This window comes from Marinococcus halophilus (assembly GCF_900166605.1).
Classification (GTDB): Bacteria; Bacillota; Bacilli; order Bacillales; family Marinococcaceae; genus Marinococcus; species Marinococcus halophilus.
The window spans coordinates 696899-717426 of record NZ_FVZD01000006.1; the positions used below are offsets into that span (position 1 = coordinate 696899).

General features: G+C 45.4%; 16 protein-coding genes and 1 other annotated feature. Of the genes, 11 read left to right on the forward strand and 5 right to left on the reverse strand.

Annotated elements, in window-relative coordinates:
* The first annotated feature begins 42 nt into the window (after positions 1 to 42).
* The 8 genes from B5066_RS16995 to ccpA all read left to right on the forward strand — a co-directional run bounded on the left by B5066_RS16995 (position 43) and on the right by ccpA (position 9688).
* Positions 43 to 2628 carry a DNA translocase FtsK gene (locus tag B5066_RS16995; RefSeq protein ID WP_079475731.1) on the forward strand — a complete coding sequence of 862 codons (2586 nt, stop codon included), beginning with the start codon at positions 43 to 45 and terminating at the stop codon, positions 2626 to 2628.
* A 104-nt stretch (positions 2629 to 2732) separates the two neighbouring features.
* A complete protein-coding gene (locus B5066_RS09700; RefSeq protein ID WP_079475732.1) occupies positions 2733 to 3833 on the forward strand; it encodes a nicotinate phosphoribosyltransferase in 1101 nt (366 codons plus the stop codon).
* A gap of 23 nt (positions 3834 to 3856) precedes the next feature.
* A complete protein-coding gene (locus B5066_RS09705; RefSeq protein WP_079475733.1) occupies positions 3857 to 4498 on the forward strand; it encodes a hypothetical protein in 642 nt (213 codons plus the stop codon).
* Between the two features lie 180 nt (positions 4499 to 4678).
* Complete coding sequence (murC, locus tag B5066_RS09710) at positions 4679 to 5989, forward strand: UDP-N-acetylmuramate--L-alanine ligase (protein WP_079475734.1); 1311 nt, start codon at positions 4679 to 4681, stop codon at positions 5987 to 5989.
* Between the two features lie 202 nt (positions 5990 to 6191).
* Entirely contained in the window at positions 6192 to 6605 is a 414-nt protein-coding gene (locus B5066_RS09715) for a DUF948 domain-containing protein (RefSeq protein ID WP_022795220.1), read from the forward strand.
* 16 nt (positions 6606 to 6621) lie between these two features.
* Entirely contained in the window at positions 6622 to 7053 is a 432-nt protein-coding gene (locus B5066_RS09720) for a YtxH domain-containing protein (protein WP_079475735.1), read from the forward strand.
* Between the two features lie 203 nt (positions 7054 to 7256).
* The gene (locus B5066_RS09725) at positions 7257 to 8333 is read left to right on the forward strand and encodes a bifunctional 3-deoxy-7-phosphoheptulonate synthase/chorismate mutase (RefSeq protein ID WP_079475736.1); all 1077 of its coding nucleotides are present in this window, start codon (positions 7257 to 7259) and stop codon (positions 8331 to 8333) included.
* A 344-nt stretch (positions 8334 to 8677) separates the two neighbouring features.
* Positions 8678 to 9688 carry a catabolite control protein A gene (ccpA, locus tag B5066_RS09730; RefSeq protein ID WP_079475737.1) on the forward strand — a complete coding sequence of 337 codons (1011 nt, stop codon included), beginning with the start codon at positions 8678 to 8680 and terminating at the stop codon, positions 9686 to 9688.
* Between the two features lie 35 nt (positions 9689 to 9723).
* Here ccpA and B5066_RS09735 read toward each other — a convergent pair whose 3' ends face one another.
* From B5066_RS09735 to B5066_RS09745, 3 genes are read right to left on the reverse strand one after another with little or no spacing between them, the layout of a single operon-like run.
* Complete coding sequence (locus B5066_RS09735) at positions 9724 to 10890, reverse strand: acetoin utilization protein AcuC (RefSeq protein ID WP_371862286.1); 1167 nt, start codon at positions 10888 to 10890, stop codon at positions 9724 to 9726.
* Complete coding sequence (locus tag B5066_RS09740) at positions 10884 to 11525, reverse strand: acetoin utilization AcuB family protein (protein ID WP_233133333.1); 642 nt, start codon at positions 11523 to 11525, stop codon at positions 10884 to 10886. Before B5066_RS09740 ends, B5066_RS09735 begins: the two co-directional genes overlap by 7 nt.
* Before the next feature lie 33 nt (positions 11526 to 11558).
* Positions 11559 to 12191 carry a GNAT family N-acetyltransferase gene (locus tag B5066_RS09745; RefSeq protein WP_079477007.1) on the reverse strand — a complete coding sequence of 211 codons (633 nt, stop codon included), beginning with the start codon at positions 12189 to 12191 and terminating at the stop codon, positions 11559 to 11561.
* Between the two features lie 173 nt (positions 12192 to 12364).
* On the opposite strand from B5066_RS09745, the gene acsA reads away from it, so the two are divergent.
* Both acsA and B5066_RS16735 read left to right on the forward strand, forming a co-directional pair.
* Positions 12365 to 14083 carry an acetate--CoA ligase gene (gene acsA / locus B5066_RS09750; RefSeq protein WP_079475740.1) on the forward strand — a complete coding sequence of 573 codons (1719 nt, stop codon included), beginning with the start codon at positions 12365 to 12367 and terminating at the stop codon, positions 14081 to 14083.
* 110 nt (positions 14084 to 14193) lie between these two features.
* A complete protein-coding gene (locus B5066_RS16735) occupies positions 14194 to 14352 on the forward strand; it encodes a hypothetical protein (protein ID WP_158219141.1) in 159 nt (52 codons plus the stop codon).
* A gap of 34 nt (positions 14353 to 14386) precedes the next feature.
* Here B5066_RS16735 and B5066_RS09755 read toward each other — a convergent pair whose 3' ends face one another.
* Positions 14387 to 18007, reverse strand: a complete 3621-nt coding sequence (locus B5066_RS09755) for a transglycosylase domain-containing protein (RefSeq protein WP_079475741.1) — start codon at positions 18005 to 18007, stop codon at positions 14387 to 14389.
* A gap of 112 nt (positions 18008 to 18119) precedes the next feature.
* Positions 18120 to 18341: a binding site (T-box leader), on the forward strand.
* Between the two features lie 86 nt (positions 18342 to 18427).
* Here B5066_RS09755 and tyrS point away from each other — a divergent pair.
* A complete protein-coding gene (gene tyrS / locus B5066_RS09760; protein ID WP_079475742.1) occupies positions 18428 to 19702 on the forward strand; it encodes a tyrosine--tRNA ligase in 1275 nt (424 codons plus the stop codon).
* Positions 19703 to 19775: 73 nt separating this feature from the next.
* On the opposite strand, the gene rpsD is transcribed toward tyrS, so the two are convergent.
* A complete protein-coding gene (rpsD, locus tag B5066_RS09765) occupies positions 19776 to 20378 on the reverse strand; it encodes a 30S ribosomal protein S4 (protein WP_079475743.1) in 603 nt (200 codons plus the stop codon).
* Positions 20379 to 20528: the final 150 nt, after the last annotated feature.

Sequence of the window (20528 nt, forward strand, 5' to 3'; positions counted from 1 at the left end):
TTAGGACTCAAGAAAGTCCGGTAAGAAAAGGAGGGGTTGAAAATGCCGTCATCCTTTCAACAATGGATGAAAAGAATGCAGCATTTTCTTTTTAACGATGAAGAACAGCCAGAGGAAAACAACCGTGAAAATCGTATAAAGCGCTCCGGAGAGGATCCTCCTCCATACATAGCGAGAATGACGTATCAGGAATCTGAGCCGGTGAAAATGTTTAATGTTTATCCTAAAAGCTATGAAGAAGCTCAAAAACAAAAGAACAGCCCGCAGGCTCCGGAACGCCCAAGTGCAGCAAAGCTTTCGAGCACTTCCGCGAAATCGCGCGTCTCCGAGCGCGCGGAACGCGAACAGGAACGTGTCGGGGACGATGCTAAACGGGCTGGTTCAAAAGAAGAGAAAAAGACAGAACCAGAAAACGAAGGCTATTTTCAGGGTAAAAATTTCGAAGCAGGAAGTATTCCTTCTCCTGTCTTTGGATATCAGCAGGCTGATCTGCATCCGGGTAATTTAAGGGATCCAGATGCAGAAGAAAGAAAGGAAACCTCCGTTCAGGAGCAGATCCGGGAAGATATTGCTTTTCTGAATTCCATTCGCACTGGAGCAAGAAGACCTTCAGCTGTTACAAAACAGGTGGAAGAAAAAGAAGCAGGCCGAAAGCGCAGAGCTCCTTCCATATTACAGGAGGACACCGATCGCTTTATGGAGATCAGCAGAGCCCAGAGAAGCGGTAAATGGGATACAAAAGCGCAGGATGGGGATACAGATAACAATGAGCCGGCGGATGAACACGGTTCGGATGAAAAAAAAGACAATGATCTATTTCCTTCCGGCACTGCGTTTGAAATAGAACCGGAAGATAACAAGTCCATTGAGATAGAAGTGCCGGAAAAAGAGGAAGAGCCTCAGGCGGTTTCCGTGGGCCGGGAAAAAGAAAATATTCCAGTTGATAATACGGAAAACACGAAAGAGAAAGAAAGAACAGAGCAGCCAGCTTTTGAAAATAACCTGGAGCCACTACCGGAAAATAGCGGCCTGCCTGTAAAAAAACATGAATCAAAAACTGACAAGCCGAAGAGTGCTTCGGCTTCAGCAGTAAAAGAGAAACCGGCAGCACCGGCAAAAAAACAGTCCAGCAGTAAACGGCCATCTACCTCAACCCCGTTTAATGTCATGATGTATCCCAAGGATAAACGCTCTGCCGGACGACAGCCGAAGCAGACAGGATATCGGCTGCCGTCGCTGCAACTGCTCAATATTCCTCCAAAAAAAGAAGACGAAGACCAAAGTGAGCTAGAAGAGCAAAGGGGCCAGCTTGAAACCACGCTGAAAAACTTTCATGTGGATGCAAAAGTTTCTCAGATTACAAAAGGACCGTCGGTTACAAGGTTTGAAGTCCAGCCGGCTCCAGGAGTGAAAGTGACAAAAGTAACCAATCTAACAGATGATATTAAAATGGCGCTTGCAGCTAAAGATCTAAGAATGGAAGCGCCTATTCCCGGGAAGAATGCTATTGGCATTGAAGTACCCAATCCGACATCGGCGCCGGTATTTTTAAGAGAGATTCTCCGCCGGGACGTGTTTAAAAATCATCAATCGCCGCTTTCAGTTGCCATGGGTCTCGATATTGGAGGCAACCCTGTCATCGCTGACCTGCAGAATATGCCGCATGGATTAATAGCAGGCGCTACGGGTTCCGGAAAGAGTGTCTGCATTAATTCAATTCTGCTGAGCCTGTTGTACAAATCCTCTCCGGAAGAATGTAAATGGATGCTGATCGATCCTAAAATGGTGGAGCTTGCTTCTTACCGGGAGGTGCCGCACCTTATTACGCCGGTAATCAATGACGCCAAGGAAGCAACAGGAGCGTTAAAATGGGCAGTCCAGGAAATGGAAGATCGTTATGAACGTCTGGCCCGCGAAGGCGTGCGGGACATGAAAAAATATAACGAACGAATGGAAAAACAGGGGCGCCCGGCTGATAAAATGCCGTACCTCGTTATTGTAATTGATGAATTGGCAGATTTGATGATGGTGTCGCCACAGGATGTAGAAGATGCGATCTGCCGTATAGCGCAAAAAGCAAGAGCCTGCGGCATGCACTTGCTTGTAGCAACGCAGCGCCCCTCGGTGGACGTTATTACAGGACTCATTAAAGCAAATATCCCAACCAGAATAGCATTCTCCGTATCTTCACAGGTGGATTCCCGTACGATTTTGGACGGAGGCGGTGCTGAACGTTTGATTGGTAAGGGCGATATGCTTTTCTATCCAAACGGCGCATCCAAGCCAACGCGTGTCCAGGGCACCTTTGTGACAGATGAAGAAATAGACGCTGTCACAGATTTTGTAAAAGAGCAGAAAAAACCCGTTTATCAGTTTCAAAAAGAAGAACTGCAAAAGCACCTCGAAAAAGAGGAAAATCAGGACCCGCTCTATAATAATGCGTGTGAATTCGTCATCGACCAGAAGCAGGCTTCCGCCTCCCAGCTGCAGCGTCGTTTTTCGTTAGGTTACAACCGAGCGGCTAAGCTGATCGATACGATGGAAAATCGTGGGATCGTTTCCGAGGCGAGAGGGAGCAAACCTCGAAATGTATTAGTAACCCGGCAGGAGTGGGAAGAAACGGTATAGGCTTGCTTTCCCATTAAAGGTTTTATATGATAAATAGAATATTGAAGCAGCCCGTGGAAAATCACGGGCTCTTATTCTGATACATAGGTTAAGGAGCAGCTGTTATGAAGGAAATTGAACTTAAACTGCAAGGGAAACAAAAGCGATTAACAAATGAAACATTTAAATTCGATGAACGAGTAAAAGAAGGATGGTTTTCCGCTGTATATTTTTTAAAAACCAAAAAAATCGCGGAAAAATACAAGCCGGAAGAACGAGTGCTGATGCAGTTTTTTCAAAAAGATCACGCTGTATTATGCGGAGTAGATGAAGCGGTTGCTTTAGTTAAAACCTTTTCTTCCTACCCGGAGGATCTTACCATTCATGCTCTTGAAGACGGCAATAAAATTGCGCCGTACGAAACAGTGATGACAGTTGAAGGGAAATATCAGGATTTTGGCTTTCTTGAGGGCCTGATTGACGGTATACTTGCGAGACGTACCTCTGTGGCTACGAACGTCTTCAATGTAGTAAATGCAGCAAAACTCTCCGGCAGAAAAAAACCCGTCATTTTCATGGGGGATCGGGACGATCATTTCACGCAGCAGGCTGGGGACGGGTACAGTGCTTTTATTGGCGGCTCTAAAGCCCAGGCAACCCATGCCATGAGCGAGTGGTGGGGGAAAAAAGGAATGGGAACGATGCCGCATGCCCTGCTTCAGCTTTTCGAGGGCGATATCATTCAGGCGACCCGGGCGTACAAAGAAACATTTCCGGAAGATGAACTTGTAGCGCTGGTGGACTATAATAATGACGTCATTACCGATTCTTTAAAAGTGGCCAGGGAGTTCGGCAAGGACCTTCAGACAGTTCGTCTTGATACTTCGGCCAGCATGGTGGATCAATATTTCTGCCGGCATCCAGAAGTGCTTGGCTCTTTCAACCCCACCGGAGTAAATCCTGAGCTGATTTTTGCCTTACGGAGGGTGTTGGATGATGAAGGCTTTGATCATGTTAAAATAATGGTAAGCGGTGGTTTCAATGCCGCACGTATTGAGGAATATGAAGCTAAAGACGTTCCCGTAGATATTTATGGTATTGGGAGCAGCCTGTTAAAAATTCATATTGGTTTTACAGGAGACAATGTATTGTTAAATGGAAAGCATGAAGCTAAAGCCGGGCGGAAGCATCGTCCAAACAGCCGAATGGAGCTTGTTGATTATTAATTTCCGGAAAGGAGTTCTTTGCCGTGCGTTCGGATATACAGAGGTACCGGCAGCGCCGGCAGGTAGAAGCAGACCGGCGCCTTGAAAGCCTGCTCGCAGCATTTAAAGACTGGAAAGAAGAAAATACGAACCTGCGTGAAAAGGTACGTGCTAAACACCTTTTCGCCGAACAAACAGGCCTGGCGGTGGAACAGGTGGAAAAAAGGCCATGGGATATGCTGTTTGAGGAATGGTTTTCATACGATTATGTAACGATTATCGGTACTCATCTATTTGATATGTTCTTAAAACAGACGCTGACTGAGCGGACCCGGATGGATCTTCAACTGGGCGGACTGCTGCTGACGGCTTCCTGGCTGCCGGTGGAATTAAATGAAAAAAACCGGTGGGCCCGGGCAGTAGGAAAGCAGGAATTTTCCGGCCGGCTGCAGCAGGACCCTGCTTTAGAACCGGCTGTATCTTCCACCTGGCTTGTGCGGACAGCGCGTGTAGGGTTTGAAGACACCCGTCTGGGCCAGGCAGTGCCGATCCAGCCGAATAGTGAAGAGTTTCAGGCGTTGATGCTTGAGGCGGAAGAAGCCTACTATAAAGAAGAACACATCCGCTGGCATAAAGAAAAAGGGGCCTCCTGGCTCCATTTTGCACTCCCGTCCGTAAGTTTCTGATTTGTAAACGAGACGGGGGTCATGCTTTTATGCCCAATTTTAGTCGTTCCGTTGGAGGAACCAAAGGTTTTTGCTATAATAAGACAAGTATGTTTACATATGATAAACACCATGAAAAACGATCTCTTTCACCTGTGCGTTTTAGCGGCAAGGTTTTTTGAAAGAACGGAGGAAGACAATATGTCTAATTATCATTTTATTGGAATTAAGGGATCCGGCATGAGTGCTCTTGCCCAGATTCTGCACGATATGAATCATAGTGTACAGGGCTCGGATGTTGAAAAAACATTTTTTACACAGCAGCCTCTTGAAAAGAAAAATATTTCTATTCTTCCTTTTCAGGCGGACAACATCCAGGAAGGCCAGACGGTGGTTGCTTCAGCAGCTTATGGTGATACGCACGAAGAAGTGAAACAGGCAAAGCAGGCAGGGGTAGAGGTCCATTCCTACCCACAGTTTTTAGGAGAATTCCTTCAAAATTTCACTTCGATAGCAGTGGCGGGCTCACACGGTAAAACGACCACGACTGGTCTTTTAGCACACGTACTAGAGGCGTATAAGCCTACCTCATACTTAATTGGCGATGGCACAGGGAAAGGCATGGAAAACAGTCGCTTTTTTACATTTGAAGCCTGCGAGTACCGCCGTCATTTTTTAAACTATACTCCTGACTATGCGATTATGACAAATATTGATTTTGATCACCCCGATTACTTTTCAGACGTAGACGATGTTGTTCAGGCATTTAATGAAATGGCTCAAAAAGTAAAAAAAGGTATTGTAGCGTGCGGTGATGACGAACACCTTCAAAAGCTGCATGCGCCTGTGCCAATTGTTTATTATGGTATTGAAGGAAAGCATGATTTCAACGCGGAAAACATAATAGTAGACGAGAATGGAACCAGTTTTGATGTGCAAATCCGTGGGGACCGGTTTGGTCGCTTTACTATCCCAGGCTATGGCAAGCACCATATTCTAAATGCACTCGCTGTTATTGCTATCTGTCACTATGAAGAGGTGCCGGCCGCGATTATTCGCGAACAACTGGCTACTTTCAGCGGTGTGAAACGCCGTTTTACGGAAAAAACTTCCGGGTCGCAGGTGCTGATTGATGATTATGCCCATCATCCTACTGAAATTCGGGCTACCATCGAATCAGCCAAACAAAAATACCCGAACCGGCCGATAGCAGCTGTTTTCCAGCCGCATACCTTTTCAAGAACGAAAGCCTTTCTTGATGATTTCGCAGCCAGCCTTCAAATGGCAGACTATGTTTACCTTTGTGATATTTTTGGATCGGCAAGGGAACAGGATGGAAGCTTAAGCATCGAGGACTTAAAACAGCGCATTCCTGGCGCGAAAATAATTCAGGAGGACGGAGTACAGGTGCTTGAAACTCATAATGACGCCGTGCTTTTATTTATGGGGGCTGGAGACATCCAAAAGTTTCAAAGTGCCTATGAAGCTCATCTTGAATCCTCCAAGCAATAGAATCAGAAGACGGAAGGCTAGAGCTTTCCGTCTTCTTCGTATCGACAGTAAAAATGCTAAAGCATTACGGGGATGATATTTTCGCCAGCAGGCATACTTTTTGAAGGATAGGGAAAAAGAAATTAGAAGCCTCTCTCTGTGAAGAATGGAGTTTCAAAACAGACAAAGAGTGGTAAAATGGCGACAGGAGGTGTATTGTGATATGGCTATTTTAGGTTACATAAGCGCGCTGATTGCAGCGATCGCTTTTGCCGTTCTAATTATTTTCCTCGTGAAAACACTGAAAACAGCTACTACAATGATGGAGCGCGTAGGGAACACAATGGAACAGGTAGAGCAGCAGGTACAGGGCATTACCAGAGAATCAGAGGCTATGCTTAATCGTTCTAATACTATTATGGAAGATGTTCAGACCAAAACAGAGAGTATTAATGGTTTTGTAGGGTCATTGCAAAATGTCGGGGAATCAGTGGATAACGTCAACCATTCATTCCGCCGTGTAGCCGATTCTGTTTCCAATTATTCTTCAAAACAATCAGAGCAGGTCACCCAGGTAATTCAGTGGGGGAATGCCTTTATTGATTTGTATGCCCGCTGGAAGAAACGGACAAAATAAAAGGGGACGATAAAGAATGGCTTCATACAACACAAAAGATTTTATTATAGGAACAATCATTGGAAGCATTGTAGGGGCGTCGACAGCGTTGCTTCTTACCCCAAAATCAGGGGAGGAATGGCGCCAGAATCTTTCTGAAGGGACTCAGTCAGTAAAACAGAAATCAAGCGGGTTAACCTCTGAAGCATACGAAAAGGGCAGTGAGTGGGCAAATCTTGCAAAAGATAAGTCCAGCGAAATTGCCAAAAATGTTTCTGCCCAGTCTTCTCATCTGTATGAACGAGTGAAAGGAAGTTCGGGAGAAGATGAAGAGAAATCTGCTGAAAAGCTAGCACAAGAGTTGAATGAACGCATTGATGAAAGCGAAGAAGAAGCGGCAGAGGATGTAAAAAAAGACGTGCGTGAACTGCATAAAGATTCCTCAGAAAACAAAAATAATGACACGTAACAGCTAAAACCGCTGCGCTAAATGCAGCGGTTTTTATTATATTTTTAGTTAGACTTAAAAGAAAAGCTTATTTTAGAGGCAAAAATACTTTAACACTTAAAAGCGTTTAAGAAATAAAGAAAAAAGGGCTGACAGAACAGAATTCTTCGTTTATAATTGGGCGTAATCGAAAAGATAAGTAATTGACCGAAGGAGTGGAGAATATGAGTAACGAGCAGTTAGATGCCTTAAGAGAACAATTAGACGAAGTGAACGTAAAACTTTTGGAACAAATTAATGAACGCGGACGGCTGGTCCGGGAAATTGGGGATGTTAAAAGTAAGTCCGGGCAGAAGCGATTCGACCCGGTACGTGAACGCCATATGCTCGATCACATTGCAGAACATAACGAAGGGCCCTTCTACACTTCCACGGTCCAGCACATTTTTAAGCAAATCTTCCAGGCGGGGCTCGAGCTTCAGGAAGATGATAACCGCAAAGAATTGCTGGTATCCCGCAAGAAGAAGCCGGAAGATACAATTGTTGACCTGAAGGGCGAAAAAATCGGAGATGGCTCCCAGCGTATTGTTGCAGGCCCTTGTTCCGTAGAAAGTTACGAGCAGGTGTACGAAGTTGCCAAATCCATGAAAAACCAGGGCATTCGTCTTCTGCGCGGCGGAGCATTTAAGCCGAGAACTTCACCTTATGACTTTCAGGGGCTTGGAAAAGAAGGTCTTGAAATTCTGCGCCGTGTAGCTGACGAACTGGATATGGTGGTAATCAGTGAAATTGTAAGTCCGCAGGATGTAGAAATGGCCCTGGATTACCTTGACGTTATCCAGGTCGGCGCGAGAAACTCCCAGAACTTTGAATTACTGAAAGAAGTGGGAGGCGTGGACAAGCCTGTATTAATGAAACGCGGAATGTCCTCGACTATCGACGAATTAATTAAAGGCGCCGAATACATCCTGGCTAAAGGAAATGAAAATATTATTCTCTGCGAACGCGGTATTCGCACGTATGAAAAAGCAACTAGAAATACACTCGATATTTCTGCAGTACCAATTTTGAAAAAAGAAACTCACCTTCCGGTCATGGTAGATGTGACGCACTCCACAGGTAGAAGAGATTTGCTTGAACCAACTGCCCGTGCAGCATTTGCTATCGGCGCAGATGCGGTCATGGCTGAAGTACACCCGGATCCTGCGGTCGCTCTTTCCGATTCTGCGCAGCAAATGGATATTGCCCAATTTGAATCTTTCCTGGGCTCCCTCAGGGCTTCCGGATTATACAAATACTAATTCTCTACATGAAAGCACAGGGACTCTCCTGTGCTTTTTATATGGTGAGCAGTTATAACTAATTTAAATTAGTTGATAGCGTTTTCTTGAAAAGAAGTATGAAAACATAGTAAAATGAAAACAATTGAAAACAAGCTAAATCAAGAATAAAGACGTTAGGTGTTTATGTATGATACGATAAAAAAATCTGTAATTGTGAAGAGAAGAACAAAACTCGAATATTCATATATGCTCAGGAAGTTATGAAAAGTTTTCATAAATGAATTGCAGGGTTGATCAACATTATTATATGATAGCATCATCTGTTGAAAAGTGGATGAAAGGGATTTGAAGGAGGATTACTAGTGAATACAACAATTTATGATGTAGCAAGAGAGGCTGGCGTTTCGATGGCCACCGTTTCACGTGTCGTGAACGGCAACCCAAACGTAAAGCCGGCTACGCGGAAAAAGGTACTGGACGCCATCGAAGGGCTTGGCTATCGTCCGAACGCGGTAGCGCGTGGCCTTGCAAGTAAAAAAACCACAACTGTCGGTGTAATTATTCCAGATATATCAAGCATTTTCTTTGCTGAATTGGCCCGGGGGATTGAAGACATCGCCATGATGTATAAATATAATATCATCCTGAGCAACTCCGACCAAAATAAAGATCGGGAAATTAACCTAATTAATACCCTGCTTGAAAAACAGGTGGATGGGATTGTATTTATGGGTGGCGAAATCACCGAGGAGCACGTGGAGCAGTTCAAGCAATCCCCAGTACCTATTGTCCTGGCTGCAACAGTTGATGAAAACAAGGAAGTGCCCTCGGTAAATATTGATTATGCAGACGCTGCTTTTGATGCAGTGGAGGAGTTAATCGAGGGGGGGCATCAAAGAATTGGTATGGTTTCGGGCTCTCTTGAAGATCCGGTAAATGGATATAAAAAATTCAGTGGATATAAAGAAGCGCTAAATAAAAATAACATTTCTTTTGAGGAAGAATTAGTAACAGTAGGAGACTATTCATATGATTCCGGCCTCCGGGCTGCGCAGTCACTGATGAAGCTTGAGAATCCTCCTACGGCGATTTTTGCATCCACAGATGAAATGGCCCTTGGCGTAATCCATGGGCTGCAGGATGATGGGTTTAGCGTGCCGGATCAAGTGAACGTCATTGGTTTTGACAATACACGCCTTGCGACTATGGTACGCCCAACATTAACAACCGTAGTGCAGCCGATGTACGATATTGGAGCAGTCTCCATGCGCCTTTTGACGAAGTTTATGAACAAAGAAGAAGTAGACGAAAGTACTGTAGTCCTCCCGCACCGACTGGAATACAGACAATCAACGACCATTCCCGAAAAATAAGGGAAGCAGTTTAACTGCTTCCTTATTTTTTATATTTATGGTCTTTTTTCATTTCTAATATGAAAAAGGGCTTTTTCTAATGAGCGTATATTTTTTTCTTCAATTTCCGGTCGCCTCGGAATGGGGGCGTACATATGCTCCGGGTCCTGCCATCTTGTAGGAAGCTCAATGGGAGCACTTTCTCCCCAGCGGCTCCGCCAATCTTCCGGGCAGTTTTGTTCGTACAAGTGGGTCTGTTCACTCATTTCAAGCCACACAGCTGCCCAGGCTCTTGGTACGACTCTCCACATATCATAGCCTCCGCCGCCGACGGCAATCCATCTGCCTTCGCAGTATTCATGAGCTACTTGATGAGCGATGGCTGGGATAGCTTTGTACGACTCAATGCTTAAGGAAAGGTGGGTGAGTGGGTCGAAGTAGTGTGCGTCTGCCCCGTTAAGCGTAAAAATGACATCCGGTTTGAAAAACTCGGCAGCTTCACGCAGGGCTGCTTCGTAGCAATGTAAAAAAGACTCGTCCTCAGTAAATGCATCCACAGGTATGTTGATCGAAGTGCCGTAGCCTTGACCGGCTCCTTTTTCGCCAACGCTGCCGGTTCCTGGGAACAGGTATCTTCCTGTTTCATGAATGGAAAGAGTACAGACGTCCGGATCCTCGTAAAAAGAAAACTGGACACCGTCTCCATGATGGGCATCAGTATCAACATATAAAACACGTGCCCCGAAATGCTTACGTGCATATTCGATAGCAATGGCACTATCATTATATACACAAAAACCTGAAGCTTTTCCCTGGAAGCCATGGTGCAGGCCTCCGCCAAGGTGAAAAGCGTGAGATGCTTTACCTGAAAGAACGGTTTCTACAGCCTGTAGGGTGCCGCCAACAAGTGTAGCAGAAGCTTCGTGCATGTGGTCAAAAATAGGCGTGTCTTCGGTGCCGAGCCCGTAGTTATTTGCGACGCCAATACTCAGTTCACCTTTTCCGGCTGCTTTGACGGCCTCCAGATAGTGCTGGTCATGCACAAGCATTATTTCTTCATCTGTCGCCATCCGTGAAGGCACAAGCTTATCATCACTGATTGCCCCCATTTCAAGCAGAAGATCAAAGGTGATTTGCTGGCGCAATGGGCTGAAAGGGTGATCATCATTAAATTTATATTGCGGCATATCCGGAGAATAAACGAGGGCGTGATTCATCATGATCCCGGCTCCGGTGTTCTCGGCCATTGTACGGTATAGCCTTTTTCCTCTATGGCAGAGATTAGTCTGCGGGGGTCCATTGTCTGCACCCGAAAGCTCAGCACCTGCTTGTCGGTATCACTGTGCGGAAAGAGCAGTACGCTGATAACATTTGTGCCTTTCTCTTTAAAAATCAGTGATAGTTCTGCTAATTGCCCGGATAAGTTAGGGATAACAACATCTATTTGGGAAGACGGCTGATTGGCGCCTGTCATTTTAACTAATGTATGCAAAACGTTAGTTTCAGTTAGTATGCCCACAAGCTTCTCATCTGAAGATACGACTGGAAGTGCGCTGATATCGTTATCATACAGCACTACAGCAGCATCTGCCATTAAATCATATGACATGATTGTGATAACGGGAGCAGTCATAATAGTAGAAACAGGCTGTTCCAATTCTTTTTTATCGTCCCCCGGCTGAAAAATAGATGGGCTGGCATCGCGGATATCCCGGTCTGCGACAATCCCCACAACGTAATCATTTTCGTCAATTACAGGTATATGCCGGATGCGATGTTTTTCCAAAAGCTCTAAAGCCGTACGGATGAGTGTAGTACGTTCAATTGTTATGACGTCTTTAACCATGATTTCTTCCACGAACAAGCAAACATTCCTCCTCTAAACAGGCGGTTAAAACATAAATTTATTAGTGAAACGAACATTATCAAACTGTTGAACATCATTATCTGACACACGGGAGCCTAACCTTACCATTAAACAGTTTGCAGGATGGGAGGATATTTCGGGGTCGTCAGTAGCCATCCATTCAAGACCTCCGGCGTTCATCATTTTTTCCATCAGCTTTCTATACTCCCATACGGTCAACCCGCTGGATTTGAGATCCCAGTGCCAATAGTACTCTGTCGTAATAATAATATAATCTTCCATGGCGTCATCGAGCATAGAAAACTCCAATAGCCGTTTGCCGATTTTAGCCCCTCTGTATTCTTTGGCTATTTCGATGGCCCCTAGTTCGAGAAGACTGTCCAACCGTGCTTCGGACCAGCGCTCTAAAGGATCTGGATAGACAAAAGTGACATAGCCGACAATCGTTTTGCCGTCAGCGACAATGTTAATTCTTCCTTCAGGAAGATCAGCAATGCCAATTAATGCCTTCTTTTGTTCTTCATGAGAACGAAACGCTGTAAGTCCTGGATGAAAGTCATAATCGTGAAGTGTTTTACCGGAAACAGGGCCCTCCATGAGCAGAGTGTGGTTGTTCCATGCGATTTCCCTGGAATAATAGGTCTTTTTGTGAATCATGTACACCATCCTTCATCCACCTATGGTACTGCTTACATTATTATCATATCAGAAAAATGCTTCAGATTGGTGGAAGAAATGTGAATATTAAGAAATGAAAGAATTGAACAATATATGAACTTATATTATAATGAATTTGTGCAAATTAAGATCGACAGAAGGGAATGTTTCAAATGAAAGTGCAAACGCTTCCACCAACTGACGGAAATTACAACCTACAAGACTACGAAGAAGCAAAACAAAACTTTGACTGGTCGGAAATTGAAAAACAATTCTCTTGGCACGAAACAGGAAAGGTAAACATGGCATATGAAGCAATTGATCGCCATGCGGAGAATCCTGATAAACAAAATCAAGTCGCACTGCATTATTTAGATGGAAGCCGCAAAGAGGAGTACACATTTGCGGATATGAAAAAATACACAAACAAAGCAGCAAATGTAATGAAAGAAGCAGGTATTCAAAAAGGGGACCGTGTTTTTATATTCATGTCCCGTTCCCCGGAACTTTATTTTGCCCTTCTCGGGGCAATTAAAGTAGGTGCTATCGTGGGGCCGTTATTTGAAGCGTTTATGGAAGGAGCTGTCCGGGACCGACTGGAAGACAGCGAAGCAAAAGCGCTGGTCACGACCCCTCAGTTAGTGGAAAGGGTGCCGTTTGATGATCTTCCCAACCTGGAAACGGTGTTCATCCATGGAGGCGTGGATGATGAAAAAGGCGGTTTTTTGGATTTTGATGCAAGGCTGCAGCAGGCAGGCAGCGATTTCGAACCGGAATGGGTAGACCGGGAAGATGGACTGATCCTGCATTATACATCAGGCTCTACTGGAAAACCAAAAGGTGTTTATCACGTGCATAATGCTATGATTCAACACTACCAGACAGCAAAATGGGTCCTGGATTTGAAAGACGGAGATGTATACTGGTGTACAGCTGATCCAGGCTGGGTAACTGGTACTTCTTATGGTATTTTTGGCCCGTGGCTCGCTGGTGTGACAAACGTGGTACGCGGCGGACGCTTCAGTGCGCAGGATTGGTATGACACACTGGACCGCTACAATGTTTCTGTCTGGTATAGCGCACCAACCGCGTTTCGGATGCTTATGAGCGCCGGAGACGAGCTTATGAAAGACTATGACCTTTCTTCGCTGCGTCACATTTTAAGTGTCGGAGAACCGTTGAACCCAGAGGTTGTACGCTGGGGCGAAAAAGCATTCAATCTCCGTATTCATGATACGTGGTGGATGACAGAAACCGGAGCAATGATGATATGCAACTATCCTGCTATGACCATCAAAGCCGGTTCTATGGGGAAACCTATTCCTGGAGTCTACGGAGCTATTGTCGATGACCAGGGTAATGAACTACCTCCAAACCGGATGGGCAACCTGGCGATTAAACCAACTTGGCCTTCGATGATGCGGGCTATTTGGAATAGAAAAGAAAAGTTCGATAGTTACTTTGAATTGAACGGCTGGTATGTATCTGGTGATTCCGCTTATATGGATGAAGATGGATACTTCTGGTTCCAGGGACGTGTAGATGATGTTATTATGACTGCTGGTGAAAGAGTCGGGCCGTTTGAAGTAGAAAGCAAACTGGTTGAACACCCGGCTGTAGGGGAGGCAGGCGTTATCGGGAAGCCTGACCCTGTGCGCGGAGAAATTATTAAGGCATTTGTAGCTCTCCGGGAAGGATATGAACCTTCGGATGAACTGAAAGAAGAAATCCAAAGTTTTGTAAAGAAGGAACTTGCCGGACACGTGGCTCCAAAAGAGATCGAATTCCGGAAGTCACTTCCGAAAACAAGAAGTGGTAAGATTATGCGCCGTGTCTTGAAAGCATGGGAACTTGATCTGCCAACCGGGGATCTTTCCACCATGGAGGATTAGAGCAGGAAAACGCAAGAAGCCCCTGTACTTAATTATGTACGGGGGCTTCTTTATTTCTAATATTCCTTCGGGTATGATAAATAAAAGAAATGAAAAGGAGGAAGATCGCTTTGGTTGCGTTAATTATCGGTCTTATTCTTTTGTTGGAAAGTTTCTTCTTAATATTTAAAGGAAGTAAAGAAAATCGCCGGTTTTTGCGGACAGCGGGAATAGTTTCAGTACCACTCGCAATATTACTAGTATGGATTGGACTGGCTCAAATCGCATAAGTCTTAATTTCACTACATAACGGTTTTTTGTTTTCTATTCTTCCTGTTCAGAAGAAGAGCTTTCTTCTGTTTCATTTTCAGTACCACTTGAGGCCTCTGGCGAGGAACTTTCGCCAGGGGCTTCGCTATTTGTTGAGGAAGTGCTGGAATCTTCGTCACTCTCGGCATCGCTATCCCCGGAAGGAGCAGAAGAGGAATCCTCCGTGGACTCCTCTTCATCGGTGGATGCGCCGCCGGAGCTGCCGCTGTCCCCGGAGCCGTCCCCGGAAGGAGCAGAAGAGGAATCCTCCGTGGACTCCTCTTCATCGGTGGATGCGCCGCCGGAGCTGCCGCTGTCCCCGGAGCCGTCCCCGGAAGGAGCAGAAGAGGAATCCTCCGTGGACTCCTCTTCATCAGTGGATGCGCCGCCGGAGCTGCCGCTGTCCCCGGAGCCGTCCCCGGAAGGAGCAGAAGAGGAATCCTCCGTGGACTCCTCTTCATCAGTGGATGCGCCGCCGGAGCTGCCGCTGTCCCCGGAGCCGTCCTCAGAAGGGGCAGAAGAATCTTCTTCATTACTGCTGTCGTCAGAGGTTTCACTGTCGCTGCTTCCCTCTGAAGGGGAGGAGTCTTCACTGGATTCTTCTTCGTCTGTAGAGCTTCCGCCATTTTCTGTTTCATCCGTAGTATTCGATTCGTTTGTGCTTTCATCGGAGCTGTCATTGTTTGACGGCTCCTCAGAGTTGTCCTCAGATGTCCCTGAACTATCACTGGAAGAATCTGAAGAAGAATTATCTCCGCCTTCGCTTTCATTGTTTTCATCGGCACTGTTTTCTTCGTTACTGCTGCTGGAGCTGTCGTTAGCGCCAGAGTCACCAGAATTTTGATTATCGTTACCGTTATTTGAAGAATTATCACTGCCGTTATCTTCATCATTATTATCGTTAGAATTATTATTGTTGTTTCCGGAATTGTTGCTGTTGGCATCTTCATTGTTTTCGGAGCTTTCATTGCCGGAGTCGTTATTTCCATTGTTATTATTGGAGTCGCTATCGTCAGTCGAACCGCCAACGTCAACCCCGTTGGAATCGTTTGATTCCCTGCCGTGAGTGTCTACAGCACGAACGGTATATTCTCCATTTCCGTTGGTATCGAATTCCGTGGTTTCACGGTCGATAACATTGCCGGCCTTCTCGCCATCATTAAAGATGCGATAGCCAATCACATCGTTGTCACTAGAAGCTGACCAAGTAAGAGTGCCGCCATCATTGGATACCCCGGTGACCCTGGACGGATCTCTGTTATTTTCAGGAGCATCTTCATCCGGGACAACATTATCCCAGTCGTCCGGCAAATATTCCTGAACCTTTTCTTCATCGCCATCTAAAAGATAATTCTCATTTAAAGAAATGCCGTTTTCCATAAATTCAGAAGGAGTATCATCATAGCCAGGGTAACGATCTCCATCGATAGTTACATATTCAACTTCTTCGAGGCTGTCATCTTCTTCAGTCGGAGCGAATTCTTCATTGAGAATATCTTCATTTACCAGACCCGCTTCTTCACACAAATCAGTAGGCTGTTTGCCGGAAAGTCCACATATTTCTTCTGTAGAAATCCCCTCCGGCTCAGAGAATGTGTCTCCAGCACCGATTAAATCATCTTCAGTGTTAGAAGCGGCATTCATAACATCTGCCCAGATCTGCTGGGTTCTCTGCGAATAAGAGAGTCCCTGTGCGTCTTCAATGCTAATCTGTTCATTATACCCAAGCCACAAACCAAAGGTTACGTTGGGGTTGTAGCCCACAAACCAGGAGTCTATCTGGTTATTTGTGGTACCTGTTTTTCCAGCCCAATCACCGTCAATATTCAGGCGCTCGGGAAGAGAACTTGCTGTGCCGTCTGGGCCTAATACGTCTCGCAGAATATCTGTAATAAGAAAGCTCGTTTGTTCAGAAAAAGGATTGGTGGATTCTTCTTCATGCTCGAATACAGTTTCGTCTGTATTGTCGGTAATAGAAGCCACCATATAAGGATCATGGTGCTCACCGCCGGCAGGGAAAGTTGTAAACGCACTTGTATTTTGTTCTACACTTACGCCGCGGCTTAGCCCGCCGATCGCAGTGGAAGTAGAAATGCCGTTTTCGACTACATTGCCCATGCCCAAATCAGTAAGGGCTTCTTCTCTTGTCGATTCGTCAAGCATATCAAATACCCGCACTGCCGGTATGTTACGTGATTCGGCTAAAGCGCTTCTGGCATCAATAAAGCCTTCATACTCTCCGTCAAAGTTGTTGAGTTCGTCATCGTCTCCTCCATATTCGGTAGGAATATCAAGCAGCGTCTGCCCGGGATGTAAAATTCCTTCTTCAATTGCCGGCCCATAATCAAGCAGTGGTTTCATTGTAGAACCGTTTTGTCTGCGCGTCTGGGTGGCATAGTTTAACGAGCTTGTTTCAAAATCGCGGCCACCGATGAAACTTAAAATAGCACCGCTGTTATTTTCAATCATCATGCCGCCGACCTGCTCTGCTTCGCCTTCTTTTTCAGGTCCGAAGTATTCATTGTCCTCTACGGCCTGCTGCATCGCATCATAGGTATCTTTATGAACCGTCAGTTCGATATCATAGCCGCCTTCAGAGACTTCCCGGCTTGCTTCCTGGTTATACTGCTGGATGGTCTCCTGGCGCTCTTCGTCTGATAAGTTTTCGAGCTGGACGTTATCTTCTGCAAGCATCTGCTTACGCATAATTTGCGTTGCCCGGCGCTGGGTTTCGTTGATCAGGTAAGGGTACTCCTGGGCTACTTCTTCTTTTGGCTCAGCAAGATTGCTGCGGATATCATAGTTCATTGCTTCATCAAATTCTTCCTGAGAAATGGAGTCTATCTCAAGCATATTATGCAAAACTTCATTTTTACGGTTCAAACCTGCAGAAAGGTCATCTTTAACATCTCCATTACTTTCAAATGGGGTGTATGTGTATGGGTTTTGTGGAAGACCGGCAATATAAGCAGACTGGGCGATATTCAGTTCAGAAGCATCAACACCGAAGATTCCCTGTGCGGCTGCCTGAGCCCCTGCAATATTTTCTCCATTGGCATTCCGGCCGAACGGGACAATGTTCATATAGGCTTGAAACAGTTCATCCTTAGTGAAATAAGTCTCCATTCGCAAGGCCAAAGCAACTTCTTTGGCTTTTCGTTCAAAGGATACCTCTCTGGTCAGCAGCTGGTTTTTAACAATCTGCTGAGTTAATGTCGAACCGCCCGTTTGAGTAGAGGAATTTGTTACCTCCTGATATGTAGCGCGCATTAATGATTGAGGATTAATCCCGTTGTGCTCGTAGAAAGCTCTGTCCTCTGTGGATAAAAAGGCGTTCTGAAGGTTGGTTGAAACATTATCGAGTTCTACCCGCTGCCTCTCCAATTCCGAAGGCAGTTCTCCTAATTGCTCCCCACTGGCAAAATGAACGGTGCTATTTTCGGCGTAGCTATATATTGATTCCTGCATTTCTTCTTCCGTGTAAGCTTCCTGCCCTTTAACCAAAGAGGCGAAAAAGCCTGCACCGATTGACCCGATAAATACAAAGGCTAGAATAAAAACAATAAATAGGGTTAGAAATGAAAGACCAACAATGCGTAAGGTGTTTCTTGAGCTTGTTTGGTCGTGACGCCCCATAATTAATACGATCTCCCTTCTCTATGTAGCTTTGTCTATGGATTCATACATTGACAGTTTTGAAAGTCTTGTGCTAAAAATAAAAGAGCGCAAACTTGAAAACAAACTATAACATACAGCTATGAAGGATGAAAGTAACCATAGGACCTACAGTCACAGAGAGTCGACGTTTGCTGAAAGTCGACCTGCAGCCTTTGGCGAATTACACATCCAGAGCTTCTTTCAGGTCTTTTTTACCAAAGACCTGAAACGGTGTAATGCATCGTTATCAACATGAAGCCGGGAAGCGTATGCTTCCAATAAGGGTGGTACCGCGGTCATCATCGTCCCTTTTCGTTTTCAAAACGAAAAGGGACTTTTTATGTACCTACACTTATATATCCAAGTTGTGAGTGTTCTTAAACCAGAAAGGGGAAAGTTATGGGCATTTGGGAGGAATTAGAAGAAAGAGGGCTTGTGAATCAGGTGACAGAAAGAGAGGGACTTAAGAATCAGTTAAACAACGGCCAGCTTCGTTTTTACTGTGGTTTTGATCCTACTGGAGACAGCCTGCATATTGGCCACCTGCTGACTATTATTTTAATGCGCCGGATGCAGCTTCATGGGCATCAGCCGATTGCGCTTGTAGGCGGGGGAACAGGTATGATTGGGGACCCGAGTGGAAGAAATGCAGAACGCTCTCTGAACGAACCGGAAATTGTGGAAGGTTTTTCGCAAAAAATTCGAAGCCAGCTCGAAAAATACCTTGATTTTGATGGTGCGTACGGTGCAGAAATTGTGAACAACCACGACTGGCTTGGGAGCATGACCCTGATTAGCTTTCTAAGAGATTTCGGGAAGCACTTCAGCGTCAATTACATGCTTGCGAAAGAATCAGTGGAGTCCCGGATTCAGGAAGGAATTTCTTTTACTGAATTCAGTTATCAGATCATGCAGTCAATTGATTTTTACTATTTGTACAAAAATCATCAGTGTACGCTTCAAATCGGTGGCAGTGATCAGTGGGGAAATATTACTGCTGGTCTAGAGCTGATACGTCGTTTGGAACATGAAGACGCGGAAAAATCTCCTGCTTACGGTATGACTATTCCTTTGGTGACCAAAGCCGACGGCACGAAATTTGGAAAAACAGCCGGGTATGCGATATGGCTCGATCCTGAAAAAACGTCTCCATACGAAATGTATCAATTTCTACTTAATACGGACGATCGTGATGTATTAAAGTTTATACGCTATTTTACGTTTATTGATCAGAAAGAAATGAAAGAGCTTGAAGAAAAAATGCAAACAGCGCCTGAAAAACGAGAAGCCCACCGAAGGCTGGCGCAGGAAATCACCTCGTTTGTCCACGGCCGGGAAGCACTGAATCAGGCTGAAAACATTACGAAGGCTCTTTTTGGTGGAGGAAAGCTGACAGCACTTACAGCAGATGAAATAGCCCAGGGCTTTAAAGATGTACCATCGTACACGATGGAAGCAGAAGAACAAAATCTGGTGGACCTGTTGGTTCAGTCCGGCATAGCTGGCTCAAAACGGCAGGCCAGAGAAGATGTGCAAAACGGAGCCATATATATTAACGGTGAAAGGGAACAGCGTACAGAAAAAACGGTAGCGAATGATGATTTGATTGATAACCGTTTTATTATTATGCGCCGGGGTAAAAAGAAATATTTTCTGATTTTAAAGCACGGTTGATAAAACTCAATTCTAACCACGCATAAAATACAAAAATCCCGTGCAGACGTTAGTCTGCACGGGATTTTTACTATTAACGAGAGTAGTACTCAACGATAAGTGCTTCGGAAATTTCCGCAGGAAGCTCAGAACGTTCAGGATAGCGGCTGTAGGTACCCTGAAGGTTATCAGCGTCAAACGTAAGGTATTCCGGGACGAAAGAATTTGCTTCAATTGCGTCCTGGATAGCGCTCATGTTGCGGGATTTTTCACGAACACTGATGGTTTTTCCAGGCTCTACACGGTAAGACGGAATATCTACACGATTACCGTCTACAGTGATGTGGCCGTGGTTAACCAGCTGGCGTGCGCCACGGCGCGTGCGGGAAAGACCGAGACGATAAACAAGGTTATCGAGACGGGATTCAAGTAAAATCAGGAAGTTTTCGCCGTGTACACCAGGCAATTTGCCAGCGATATTAAATGTGCGCAGAAATTGGCGCTCATTTAAGTTGTACATGAAGCGGAGTTTCTGTTTTTCCTGCAGCTGCACACCGTATTCAGATAATTTTCTGCGCTGCGTTGGGCCATGCTCTCCCGGCGGGTAAGGACGTTTTTCGAGTTCTTTTCCTGTACCACTGAGAGAGATGCCGAAGCGGCGGGACTTTTTCCAGGTTGGACCTGTATAGCGTGCCATAATGGCATCCTCCTCTATAAAAACAAATTTTGGTATAAAAACACTGTTGGCGAATCTCCCGTCATGCTCATTTTACCCTCGTATGTCTTCGCCCCGACAGCTAGGGGTTACGCAACACACCTTGCAAGGAGCAAGGAGCAAAATGGAAAG

Excerpts from the sequence above, each read along its gene's own strand:
- B5066_RS16995 (WP_079475731.1), top strand. The coding sequence starts at position 43 with ATGCCGTCATCCTTTCAACAATGGATGAAAAGAATGCAGCATTTTCTT.
- B5066_RS09700 (WP_079475732.1), top strand. The coding sequence starts at position 2,733 with ATGAAGGAAATTGAACTTAAACTGCAAGGGAAACAAAAGCGATTAACA.
- murC (WP_079475734.1), top strand. The coding sequence starts at position 4,679 with ATGTCTAATTATCATTTTATTGGAATTAAGGGATCCGGCATGAGTGCT.
- B5066_RS09715 (WP_022795220.1), top strand. The coding sequence starts at position 6,192 with ATGGCTATTTTAGGTTACATAAGCGCGCTGATTGCAGCGATCGCTTTT.
- B5066_RS09720 (WP_079475735.1), top strand. The coding sequence starts at position 6,622 with ATGGCTTCATACAACACAAAAGATTTTATTATAGGAACAATCATTGGA.
- B5066_RS09725 (WP_079475736.1), top strand. The coding sequence starts at position 7,257 with ATGAGTAACGAGCAGTTAGATGCCTTAAGAGAACAATTAGACGAAGTG.
- B5066_RS09745 (WP_079477007.1), bottom strand. The coding sequence starts at position 12,191 with ATGATTCACAAAAAGACCTATTATTCCAGGGAAATCGCATGGAACAAC.
- acsA (WP_079475740.1), top strand. The coding sequence starts at position 12,365 with ATGAAAGTGCAAACGCTTCCACCAACTGACGGAAATTACAACCTACAA.
- B5066_RS09755 (WP_079475741.1), bottom strand. The coding sequence starts at position 18,007 with ATGGGGCGTCACGACCAAACAAGCTCAAGAAACACCTTACGCATTGTT.
- tyrS (WP_079475742.1), top strand. The coding sequence starts at position 18,428 with ATGGGCATTTGGGAGGAATTAGAAGAAAGAGGGCTTGTGAATCAGGTG.
- rpsD (WP_079475743.1), bottom strand. The coding sequence starts at position 20,378 with ATGGCACGCTATACAGGTCCAACCTGGAAAAAGTCCCGCCGCTTCGGC.